Origin of the sequence: Marinicella marina, assembly GCF_030065545.1 — a bacterium.
Taxonomy (GTDB): Bacteria; Pseudomonadota; Gammaproteobacteria; order Xanthomonadales; family Marinicellaceae; genus Marinicella; species Marinicella marina.
The window spans coordinates 133,978-145,954 of sequence record NZ_JASJNC010000006.1 but is presented as its reverse complement, the minus strand read 5'-3'; the positions used below and the strand labels follow the sequence as shown (position 1 = coordinate 145,954).

10 protein-coding genes are annotated in these 11,977 nt (G+C 46.2%); 3 read left to right on the top strand and 7 right to left on the bottom strand.

Annotated elements, in window-relative coordinates:
• The first annotated feature begins 81 nt into the window (after positions 1–81).
• The 3 genes from QNI24_RS10555 (at position 82) to QNI24_RS10545 (ending at position 3,966) form a co-directional block, all read left to right on the top strand.
• Positions 82–324, top strand: a complete 243-nt coding sequence (locus QNI24_RS10555; protein ID WP_267177161.1) for a BolA family protein — start codon at positions 82–84, stop codon at positions 322–324.
• Between the two features lie 18 nt (positions 325–342).
• On the top strand, positions 343–1,596 hold the full coding sequence (gene murA / locus QNI24_RS10550) for a UDP-N-acetylglucosamine 1-carboxyvinyltransferase (RefSeq protein ID WP_267177098.1): 1,254 nt from the start codon (positions 343–345) through the stop codon (positions 1,594–1,596).
• Positions 1,597–1,686: 90 nt separating this feature from the next.
• Positions 1,687–3,966, top strand: coding sequence for a M20/M25/M40 family metallo-hydrolase (locus QNI24_RS10545; RefSeq protein ID WP_267177097.1), 2,280 nt, complete (start codon positions 1,687–1,689; stop codon positions 3,964–3,966).
• Here the strand turns inward: QNI24_RS10545 and QNI24_RS10540 are convergent.
• From QNI24_RS10540 to QNI24_RS10510, 7 genes are all read right to left on the bottom strand, one after another.
• Positions 3,943–4,842, bottom strand: coding sequence for an SdiA-regulated domain-containing protein (locus QNI24_RS10540; RefSeq protein WP_267177096.1), 900 nt, complete (start codon positions 4,840–4,842; stop codon positions 3,943–3,945). The two genes, QNI24_RS10545 and QNI24_RS10540, sit on opposite strands and share 24 nt — an antisense overlap.
• 13 nt (positions 4,843–4,855) lie before the next feature.
• On the bottom strand, positions 4,856–7,420 hold the full coding sequence (locus QNI24_RS10535; RefSeq protein WP_267177095.1) for a M14 family zinc carboxypeptidase: 2,565 nt from the start codon (positions 7,418–7,420) through the stop codon (positions 4,856–4,858).
• 28 nt (positions 7,421–7,448) lie between these two features.
• Complete coding sequence (locus QNI24_RS10530) at positions 7,449–8,543, bottom strand: Kelch repeat-containing protein (protein ID WP_267177094.1); 1,095 nt, start codon at positions 8,541–8,543, stop codon at positions 7,449–7,451.
• A complete protein-coding gene (locus tag QNI24_RS10525; protein WP_267177093.1) occupies positions 8,536–9,030 on the bottom strand; it encodes a GNAT family N-acetyltransferase in 495 nt (164 codons plus the stop codon). The genes QNI24_RS10530 and QNI24_RS10525 overlap by 8 nt, the downstream gene beginning before the upstream one ends.
• Positions 9,031–9,043: 13 nt before the next feature.
• Complete coding sequence (locus tag QNI24_RS10520) at positions 9,044–10,240, bottom strand: pyridoxal phosphate-dependent aminotransferase (protein ID WP_267177092.1); 1,197 nt, start codon at positions 10,238–10,240, stop codon at positions 9,044–9,046.
• Between the two features lie 88 nt (positions 10,241–10,328).
• Entirely contained in the window at positions 10,329–10,880 is a 552-nt protein-coding gene (locus tag QNI24_RS10515; protein ID WP_267177091.1) for a PadR family transcriptional regulator, read from the bottom strand.
• A 9-nt stretch (positions 10,881–10,889) separates the two neighbouring features.
• Entirely contained in the window at positions 10,890–11,618 is a 729-nt protein-coding gene (locus QNI24_RS10510) for a hypothetical protein (protein ID WP_267177090.1), read from the bottom strand.
• Positions 11,619–11,977 lie beyond the last annotated feature (359 nt).

The following is an 11,977-nucleotide window of genomic DNA, read 5'->3' as shown; positions in this document are numbered from 1 at the left end:
GCAATTATTTAATCGCAATCTCTTTATAAACGTACTATTTTACAATATCATGCGCCCTCAACAAACAAACAATTACCATTGATGCACCCAAACGAAGTTAAAAAATTACTATCGACACATATAGACTGTCAGCACCTTGAAGTTTACGGTGAGGATCAACGCCATTATGAAGCCATCGTTGTGGCCCAAGCTTTTGAAGGCATGATGAAAATCAAACGCCACCGAATGATTTATAATGCTTTGGGTGAACACATGATAGCAGACATTCATGCCTTGAGCATAAAAGCTTACACCCCCACAGAATACGCGCAACTTTCGCAATAATTTCAATAGGATATCAGCATGAACCAAATCACCATAACTGGCGGTCAAACCATTCAAGGAACCATTGCAGCCTCAGGCGCAAAAAATGCCGTGTTACCGATTTTGGCAGCCACCATAGTGGGCCAAGGTGAGTCACACATCAAGCATGTCCCTCATTTGCATGATGTCACTACAATGAATGAATTATTGGCACAATTAGGGGCAAAATTAACGGTTGACCACCACGCTGACATCACCATCAACACCGACACAATCAACAACCAAACAGCGCCCTATGAGACGGTTAAAACCATGCGCGCTTCAATTCTTGCCTTGGGCCCACTGGTGGCTCGTTATGGCCGTGCTAAGGTTTCTTTACCGGGTGGTTGTCAAATTGGTGCACGCCCCGTGGACTTACACATCAAAGGGCTACAAGCCATGGGCGCCAAAATCGAAGTACAGGATGGCTATATATTAGCCAATTGTGAGCGACTCAAAGGCAACCGAATCATGATGGAAAAAGTTACCGTCACAGGTACTGAGAACATTTTGATAGCAGCCACACTGGCCAAAGGCGAAACCTTGATCGAAAACGCTGCGATTGAGCCAGAAGTGGTAGATTTGGCCAAATACCTCAAAGCCATGGGTGCTGAGATAACGGGTGAAGGGACCTCCAAGATTTATGTGCAGGGCAAAGACCAACTGCAAGGTACGACATATTCAGTGATGCCCGACCGCATCGAAATTGGCACTTTCCTGGTGGCCGCAGCCATCACCGGCGGTTCCATAACCATCAACAACAGTTGTAACGATGACTTAGACGCTGTCTTCGCTAAATTGGTTGAAGCGGGTGCAGAAATAACCACCACCGCAGACAGTGTAACATTGAACATGCACGGCAAAAGGCCGACACCTGTGGACATCCGCACCGCGCCACATCCGGCTTTCCCAACTGACATGCAAGCCCAATTTTGTGCCTTGAATGCCATCGCTGATGGTACCAGTCACATCACCGAAACTTTGTTCGAAAACCGCTTCATGCATGTTGAGGAACTCAATCGCATGGGCGCCAACATTCAAGTAGAAGGAAACCAAGCCATGATCAAAGGCGTGGACACACTCAGTGGCGCTCCAGTCACTGCTACAGACCTCAGGGCATCTGCCTCGCTGGTGCTCGCCGGACTGGCGGCAACAGGGCAAACCACTGTGCACGACATCCACTACATTGATCGCGGTTACGAAGCCATTGAAGAAAAACTCAATCAATTGGGCGCTGTGATTGTCAGAAGCTGATCAAGGCAAGTTGAAAAACCTGATGGACGAAACAAACCATCGGCAAAATATGTGTTAAAGTCATGGTGCTTTTTTTGATTCAATTGGTCCATGCTGAAAAACATTCTCTATACCATTTTGTTCACCCTCATCTGTTGGGGAGGCTATCAACTGAGCTACCCTTCCAACACCCCACCAGATTTGTTTTACGATGGACTGTTTTTAGAAAACACCCTTGAACATATAGAATATATGACCCGCGGCCCGCGCGGTGTGGGTCAGTATTACCATGATGACACCCAGCGGTATTTGGTCAGAAAACTCAATGCCATGGGTTTTCAAGTGTCGAGACAAAAATCAGTGGCTTTCAACCCCAAAAGTCGCAACGCCGCACCAATCAGAAATATCATTGCAAAATACCCGGGCAGTGATCCAGACGCCAAAGACCTGTTGTTATTGGCGCATTATGACGCCGCTGTTTACTCTGGTACTGGCGCTGGGGATGATGCCTCTGGTGTCGCGGTGATACTGGAAACCATCAACGCTTTCATCAAAACCCAAGCAAAACCCAAGAACAACCTACTCGTGGTGTTTACTGATGCCGAAGAAATCGGTCTGTTAGGCGCGCACGCTTTTATCAATGAACAATTGAATAACCATGATGTTGGTTTAATCATCAATCTTGAAGCCAGGGGTTCAAGCGGGCCAGGCATGATGTGGCCTGAAACGGTGGGTGGTAACCGCGCCATGATTGAAGCTTTTCAAGCAGCGGCAGTGCCGATGCCGGTGACCACTTCGTTGACCTATGAAATCTATAAAATGCTACCGAATGACACCGACCTCACGCCTTTCAATCAAATCGGTCAAATCAATGGATTTAATCTGGCTTTTATTGACGATCATTTCAACTATCACACCCAACTGGATACACTGAGTCGCTTATCATTAAACACCCTCGCGCATCAAAGCATCCAAACCTTGGCTTTGTTGAGGCACTTTGCCCAAGCGGATTTAAGTGACATGAAATCCGCTGAATCATTGGTCTACTTCAGCCTACCTAATGTAGGTATCATCGCCTATCCAACTTGGCTGAATTGGCTTATTGTTGGCTTCATTGGCCTTGTGACTTTTTTGTTGTTTATGCAGGCCAGAAAAAAACAGCTGTTGCCGGCCAAACATTTACTGATGGCTTTCATTTGGCTGCTGTCTGCTGCTGGCTTGGCATACTTGGGGTGCTGGCTTTTGTTGCTGTTGGTTGCCGCTGTGGATCCTGCATCTAAAGACATCCTTCAAGGGTTTTCCTACCAAGGACACCTTATTATGGCTGTGTCTTTGATTGGTTCATGTCTTATTGCTATGACTGTACTGGGTCGCAGTAAGGCGCTTTCAGGCTCGTTTATCAGCATTGCTGTTTCTTTGTTATTGCTTATTCCTGTGGTTTATTACCTGCCCGGCAGCGGACTCCTGTTACTGCCCGTGTTAACTGCCACAATATTGTTGCTGTTTCAAGTTCATCGAGAAAAGTGGGCCGAACAACTGGCGCCGATTGTAGCGGTGGTAAACTTCATACTGGCCGGTACCTTATTGGTTAATTTACCGATTGCGCTGGGCCTGTCAGCCTTGCCCATCACCGCAGTGATTTTGACCTGGGTATTGTCTCTGTCATGGCCTGTAATCAGCCCAGTCAAACGCATCTCACTGCTGCTTATATTGTTGCTGCTTGCTGCGCTCGCACTGGCTTACCACTTAAATAAAAACCCCAGCATGACAAGCACACAACCTCACCCTACCAGCTTGTCATATCTGTATGACGCCGACAAACAACAAGCTTATTATTTTCACTATGATCGCCATCAATCTGAGTGGCATCAAGGCCTTTTTGAACAGCGCTTGAACAACCAGGAAACCTTGGCATTTCGACAGCACTACAGAAAACCAGTGAGGCAGTTGTCACGAGCCGTTGAGACCATAGAATTAATGCCAACAACCGTGACTGTTACCAAGCCTTTGCTCAGGCCCAACAGCGCTGAATTATTGGTTGACATACAAGCCAATAACAACACCGACATCATTGAAATATATCCTCAACAAGACATAACTATTACCACCATTAGCATTGATGGGCGCAAGGCAGTATTGACTGAACCCTTGGTGATAGGTGCGGGTAATCGCATGTTGAGGTATTATTTCAATGGCAAGAAAAACATCAGAATCACACTCGAAACATCAGAGAATAAGCCGTTTGTTTGGCAGGTTCAAAGTATCAGCAATGATTTATTAAAACAGCCAGAATTCGCGCTTGATAACAGGCCTGAGAACCAAATTCCTAAACCATTTATCCAGTCAGATAATGTTGTTGTGGTGCAATCAGTCGCGTTTGGCTCTGATTAACAAAGGCCGCTTGTCGTTGGGGTTTTTGGCGTTTGGGTTCTTGTTGTTATCGATGATGAGGTAAAAATAGTCATCATCCATAGCCAAACCCTCAGCATGACCAAATTGCATGTCTTGGTAAGCGTATTTTGCATCTCGAACGATGTGTTCATAACTCCAAGCTTTGCCTGTTTGGTACAGCCCATCAGCACCTTTGCTTATTTCTTGAATCAAATAAGCATTACGATGCAGGCCAAAAATCTTGCCACCAAAACTGAACAACCCTGTTAGATCGGGTTGTCTTGCAGCGCTTGGATCGTTGATGTCTTCAGCAAAGCGTTGATTGGTTTGTTTAATAATGTGAGTGTACTGTTGGTCAAAAGTGACTTCAATCAACCCCCTCGGCTCCCGCTCAACTGCCAACAGGAATGTCTGGTTGCCTAAGTAGGTAGCGGCTTCCAAACCGGCATTATAAACTTGGAAAAGACCTGCTTCATGGGCTTTGGCATAAACACCACCTAATTCTGGCACCCACTTGATTTCATCACCGACAACACGCACCAACTTATGATGGGTTTCACTCACCACAAAGAAATCATCTCCCACTGCGGTAATGCCCTCTAAATCCAAATTCATGGCTGCCAGTTGAGTCACATCTAACTTTTGATCAACCACCGCATCCACCAAAGAATCTTGTTTGAAAGACAATCGATAGATGTTATTGGCATCATCACAAACCGTATACAAAACACCGTCCTTTATGTGTAAACCCGAAGGTTCAATTTCTTCAGGCGAGTTGACTTTGAACACCTCAAAGTCACTCAAACGCTCGGTCTCAGCAACAGCAATGGTGCTAAAAACCAACAAAAGGCAATAAAAATTAAACCGATGATTCATTAGTTTTCCTGTTTCAATCAGAACCATCAAAACCATCAGCAAAAATGAGATCATCTGGGCCTTTGCAGCTCCTAGGAGCCAACACACTGATGTCATCTATTTTCCAATCCCCTGCGCTGGTTGAGTTATCGGTACCCAGGCGCCATCTGACTTTGGCATTTTGACCAGCAAAGGCAGATAAATCGACCTTAACTTCAGTAAAAGTGCCCAAGTTACCAACAAAAGCTGGCACCGCACCCAAGGGTTGACTGAAGCCACCATTGAGCGTGCCATTGTAGCCATTTTGGGTTATGAATTGACCTAAATCAGTCCAGCTAGAGCCATTGTTGGTGGTAATTTCGAGCACCCCACCATCGTAATTGTCGTTGTTCGATTCAAAATCATGTTTGTGCCAGAACACCAATTCGGTATCTGCCACGACTGCCAATTCTGGTGTGACCAAGCTTTTATCTGAGACCGTGGCCACATCAGCCGCCACAAAGGATTTGCTGTTTCCCGTGGTCTGATCATCACCGTTGACAACGTCCCAGTCGTTGTTACCTGCTCCCGTCACTCGCGACCAACCGGCGACCTCAGCATCAGCGATGCTGTTATAGCTTTCGACATCTGTGTTCAATAATTCAACATCACAACTGAGAGTCAGTTGCACATCCTGAGTTGTGGTTTGACCACCAATGGTTGCTACATCGTTCAAAGTTGTATTGAGGTAACCTAATTTGCTGACGGACAAATCACTGGTGGTAGCTGCCGTTTGAATGCTATAAGACCCACTGGCATCAGTCATCACTGTGATGCCATCATAACTGACAGTTGCCGCTTCAATCGCTGCACTGGTGTCGCCATCGGTGACAGTTCCTGACAAAGTAGCGATGTTACCCGGGTCTAAGACATCAACAAAAACTGCATGAGGAACACCAGTGACTCCGGCTGAGTCAGTGGCTTCAAACCACACGATGTGGCGACCTTCACTCAAACCACTGGAATCTAAAACGCCATTGAATGCCTCGGTTTTGCTATCGAAAACACCATCACTGGCAACCATATCAACCGCTGTGGCACCATTTGACCACGACGGGGTGCCCAGGTAAGCTTTGATACCACTGATGTTTTGCGTTGATTCAAGACCATTTGAGTTATTGAACTGTAAATCAGTGGCCGTTCCTGAAACATTAAATGTTTGCCCCGATGAGACTTTGATCGGCTGTGGCGGTAAGTTAATCACATCTGGGCCTGAAGCCATCACGTAGGGCATGCGAGCCGCTTTGGCTGCATAAATCATGGCGGGGCGATTGTCCGGCCAGATGGTATTATCAAATGAGCTGCAAGAAGAGTAAAAGCCGCCTTCTCCAAGCTCAATGGTATAGGCAGCAACACCCAAAGTACCATATGCATTGTCGTCTGAAGCGCCGTCAGCACCACCCAAAGAAGCGTTTGACTGTTCAGGTCTGTAACCAGTGAAAAATGACATCTTCCTGGCCAATGTTTGTAATTGAACGTGGTTAGGTGATTGCCCCGCATTGTCAGCATAACCCCATGGAAATAAAGTCAGTTCAGCCACATTGTGGATATCCAGGTAAACACCTGGTTTAGTCAATGGTGCAGCCGTGACCAAATCATCAGGCCGGTCATCAGGAAATAAAGTTTGGATGTAATTATTGATGGCCTGTGTTTCAGGTTCACTGGCAGCGGTATCACCACGGAAAGCCGATGAACAATCATTACCACTTGAACCGGTTCCTTGATTCCACAGAAACTCAAAGTTCCTGTTCATATCAACACCCTGCATGTCGCCGAAACCACCGCCGCCTTCACAATGATTGGCGTTGTAGTTTTTGCGCTGAAAAGCTGTGGCCTCACCTTCAGAAACGATGCGACCATCTGGGTTGCCCTGTAACAACAGATGAATCTCATGGTGATCGACCAGCCAAGTAACATCTGCGTCGTCGCCGTATTCACTCAATAGGTACTCAGCGAATCGCGTGACCAGTTCTGCCGGTGGGTACTCACGTGAATGGATTGAACCCATGGCATAAAGAATGGGTTTATCGGCGGTGGTGATAGCCGAATTGGTGATTTTAACCACTTGCATGTCATGGCCTTGGCTGGCATTTTGGGTTTTTTCCCATGAATCGCCTATATCAACCAAAGTAACCAAGCCAGGGTAGTCCAAAAGCATTTGATCCATAGCCGCAAAAGTTTCGGTAACCGTGCGATAACAAGCAAAACCATCAATGGTTTTTAAGCCCATCAAGCTTTTATTTTTAAGCTGCTGTTGTTGGCGCATCAATGCTTCATGTAAAACCAACGAAAAACCGGCCTCTGCCAACTCTTGAAAGTCGGCGACGTTTTCAACTGCCATCAAAACAGTTTTGTTCTTCTCATCAATTTTCCATAGGTCATAGTAAGGTTTGAGGCCCAAAACAGCTTGTTTGTCTTGATAGTGTGCCAGTACAATCCAAGGCCCACTTCCCTTGGGCAGTTTATTTGGCGTGACAGGCTGTGCCCCAGCAAAGGTGCTGACAGCAAAAACCAACATCAAAATCATCAGTGAGGTTTGTTGTTTCAATTTTAAAATCATCTGTTTATTGCTCTCTTTTTGTGTTTTATTATTTTAGGTATTTTATCTCGTTGGTTACCTGTTGCGGATCTTTCATGCCGCCCATGATAACCAGCCCATACCATGTACTCAGTGCTGCTCGGTGATCCATTGAAGCGGCAAAATCAGAATCACTTAATGTCCATTGCTGTTGATTGAAATCATAGATTCTGAGCACGTTACTGGCTTTTGATGGCTGGCCATTGTAGCCGATGCCATCATAATTATACGGATTGTTACTGCCACCAAAGAAGTGGATTTGTGACTTTTTGTGACTTGATGCAGCCATGCGGTAATGCGCCACACCACTGTGATGCTCAATCACTTGCCAATCAATCAAATGATGATCATTGGCATCGATGGTGCCCACGGCACATGCTGGTGATGGCAGGAAATTTCGTTGTTCTCCAGCCACAACCAATTTCACCCCATCACACACCAATATCTTATTATCAACAATGCCACCGGCATGACCGAACACCGGCGGTAACGGCAGTGGTGTAGCCTGCTGCCAAGTTTGGCTTTGGGTGTCAAAAACCTGAACCAATTCAACGTTGGCCACATCATGCCAACCGCTGATTAAATAGATGAATCTGTCCTGATAGACCAAGGCCACGGTGTCATCTACCGGCGTAGGCATGGGCGGCAAGGCCAGCCATTGGTCTGTTACTGCATCAATGCGCCACACATTGGGTACTGATTTTTCGCTGTGATCCGCTGCCACGGTATAACCACCCATCAAATAAACTGCTCCGGCTGCCGATACTGCTGTGGCTGCTAAAACACGTGGCTGTGCTGACGGCACACTCAATGCCTGCCATTCACCATGGCGCCAGACCCAAGCTTGATTGGTGATGTCTTGGTGGGTTTTTCCTGCCAACAAACCATTGAAACTATAAAATTGATCCTGGCCATCAACCTGAAGGTAAGCCACGGCATTGTTTGCCACTGCTTTTGGTAATTGAGTTGGCAGCTGAGTTGACAGTTGATGGGCTGCTTGAAAGTTTTGTTGATCGGGTTTTAGCAGTCTTTGTTTTGCAACATCAGGGTTTTGACAAGCAGTCAAAGCCCAAGTGATGAACAACAGTAAAAAAGCCTTAACCATGCAGTGTTTTTGCCATACACACGTGGCAGTTGTGGTGACCGGTATCGCCCAACCTTTCACTCAGGTATTCAAAACCATTTTTTTGATAAAGTGCTTGGGCTGCTTCCATGGCTGGCACGGTTTCTAAATACATTTTTTTAAAACCCTTGTCGGTGGCGTCAGCGATGCACAGCTCAATCAACCTCTGCCCCATCCCCTGGCCCCTTAATACCGGTGATAAGTACATTTTTCTGAGTTCAGCAATGCCCGCTGCTGCCGCGCCCTCCAATGGAGCAAAACCACCCACACCTTGTACTTGGCCGTCAGTCTCAATCACATAATATGCACTGAATTCATTGTCGTAGGCTTGGTACATGTCATCGAGTTCAGCATCAACACCAGCAAACCCAGCGCCATGCAATCCAAATTCACGCAAAGTATCCAAAACCAATTGCTTGACCGCTTGGTTGTCTTTGGGCTGTATCAGTCTGATGCTTGCTGGACTCACTGACAATCCATCATCATTCAAAATGCGGCCGCAAAGCAGCGTCCATTCGCGCCACAGCCGATTGCAACACATCAATTGAGGTGGCAAAGGACAAACGCACAAACCCGGGGGCACCAAATGGTGTGCCTGGTACCACGGCGACACCTGCCTCTTCTAACAACCACGTGGCCAATGCCACATCATCATTGACCCCATCTAACTGCGCCACTACCGCAGTGACATCAGGAAAAGCATAAAAAGCACCATTACCCGCACCACAAGTCATGCCCGGCAGTTCATTCAATGCCTTGACCAAATAATCATGGCGTTGTTTAAAGGCCTTTTGCATGGTTACCAGACAATCTTGTGGGCCATTCAATGCAGCCGCAGCGGCAGCCTGTGAAATAGAGCAAGGGTTTGATGTGCTTTGTGATTGGATTTTACGCATAGCGGTAATAATCGCCTCTGGACCAGCGGCATAACCAATGCGCCATCCAGTCATGGCATAAGCCTTTGAAACCCCATTGATGATGATGGTCCGATCCCTTAATTCTGGGATCAAGGCAACCATATTAGCCAACGGCTCATGCCCCCAGTAAATGTGTTCATAAATGTCATCGGTGGCGACCAATACGTGTGGGTTTTCAGCTATGACTTCACCCAATGCTTGCAGTTCATCTGGGGTGTAAGCTTTACCGGTTGGGTTGCTGGGTGAATTCAACATCACCAGGCGGGTCTTGCTGGTGATGGCCTTCGCCAACTGGCTTGGAGTGAGTTTAAAATCGTTGTCACTGTTGGTCTCCACAATCACCGATTCACCACCTGCCAGTAAAGTCATGTCAGGGTATGAAACCCAATAAGGTGTTGGGATGATGACTTCATCACCGGGGTTAATCACCGCACTGAGTAAGTTTGAAATACTGTGTTTGGCACCACAAGAAACGATGATTTCGTTGGCCTGATAGGCAACATGATTTTCACGCAGTAACTTATCTGAGATGGCTTGTTTCAACTCAGGCGTGCCATCCACCGCGGTGTATTTGGTTTGGCCGTTGTTTATGGCCTCAATCGCAGCCGCTTTGATATGATCAGGCGTATCAAAATCCGGTTCACCAGCACCCAAACCTATGACGTCTTTGCCGGCCCGTTTTAATTCGGCAGCTTTCATGCTCACAGCTATGGTTGCAGAAGGTTTGACTCGCTTAACTAAATTGGCTACAAAATCACTCATATCAAAGGCTTAATGATAAAAAAGGCCTATCTTAAAAGGTTGAAATCATATCGCAACCTTTTTTCCAACAAAACGATGATTTTATCCGTTACATACGTGCTTTAAGTAACTCAATCGATTCCTGAGCCCATTCAACTTTGGCACCCACTTTCTTGACCCCCAGCATCAAGGTCAGATTGGGGTAAAACTCCTCATCGGGTAAACCGTGAGGATAATCAGGAAAATGTTGCCTCATGTCTTGTTGCACATCGAGCAATGTTTGGTGCCATATTTTCAGGTGCTCTAACAGGTCTTCCAGAAACTCCAAGCGCTGTTGATTATTATCTAAACTGCCCAAGAAATAGGTTTGGGCCAAATAAGCCAGCTTCTCGGTGTTGGTCACTGGGCCAGATAATAACCACTGCACCAGTTCTTCTTTTCCAGCTGGGGTGGTGTGGTAAATTTTTTTATTGGGGCCTTTGTCTGAGGGCTCCTCCTGCACTGTTAGCATGTTGGCATCGGTTAATTTGCGCAATTGGGGATATATTTGCGACAATTCAGCGCCCCAGAAGTTATTGAACACCTGATCAAACATTTTCTTGATGTCATAACCGCTTTTGGGTTGTTGCAGTATACCCAGCAGGATGTGTCTTAAACTCAAACGATCCTCCTATGCCGGTATTTCATTGAATTTTTTCTGGTAATGACGGCGCCAAATGATTGAGGCTGGAATCCCAATTGCTGCTGGCAGAATCCACGGTATCACCGCCACCCAACCGTTCAACCCAATGTCGAATAAACGGGTCATTCCGAATACCGCGAAGGCGGTGTGAAAAGCAATACCCGCACCAATCATCGAGCCGAGGTGTTCATACAACCAAGCCCGTTTGCTGGTGTGCTTGCCTTTCATGTATTGCAGCATGCCCCAACCGGTGCTCAAGCCCACAGGACTCAATGCCAGTAAAACGATTTTTGCATCGGGTTGGTAAGCCAAGGCGTAAAAAATAATCCACACACTCAATAATATACTGATGTAGGCCATCGACTGCATAAAAGGCGTGGCCAATTGCGTGGCATCGGCTTTGTATTTCAGCACCGATACCGCAAAGACCGTCACCACATAGGTCACCACTGATAAGTAACCCAGAAACATGATGAATGCGTAGCTATTAGGGTGAGTAAACAAGTACTTATCCGCCGCAATCAGCTTGGGCACATACAACAACACACCCAAAAAAGCCGTAATCAAAACCACCCTGGCCAACCAAACCCAAAACAACCCCACTTTTTTATGCAAAGGACTGCCTTTTTTACTCAGTATCGGTATCCAATATAAAAACAAACCAATAAAACCACCTGCCACATGTATGTTCCTAAAAATATCATGTATCCAATCCATCACCCACCTCATTATTTAAAAAATTAATACCCACAAGCACCCTTGTCGCTACTTGTCCAAAAACCTCTTAATGCAATAAACAATTATCAAAACAGGTAAACCCACCTGCACTGCTGTCTGCAAACCTGACCTGATGTGATCACGTATTGACGCCCTTATTTCTGGCTGTGAAACATCTGGTTTGATGAAGTCATAAGTTGTCCACCCCAACCACAAAAAAACAGCCAAAATAATTAATAAAGTAATATAAATGAATGTTCTATTGCTTGCTGTGTTTTTCATGGATTCAACTCAATCAGTGTTCATGCGCTGATGGTTTCAACGAAGCACCATCACCTATATCAGTAATTATATAGTTT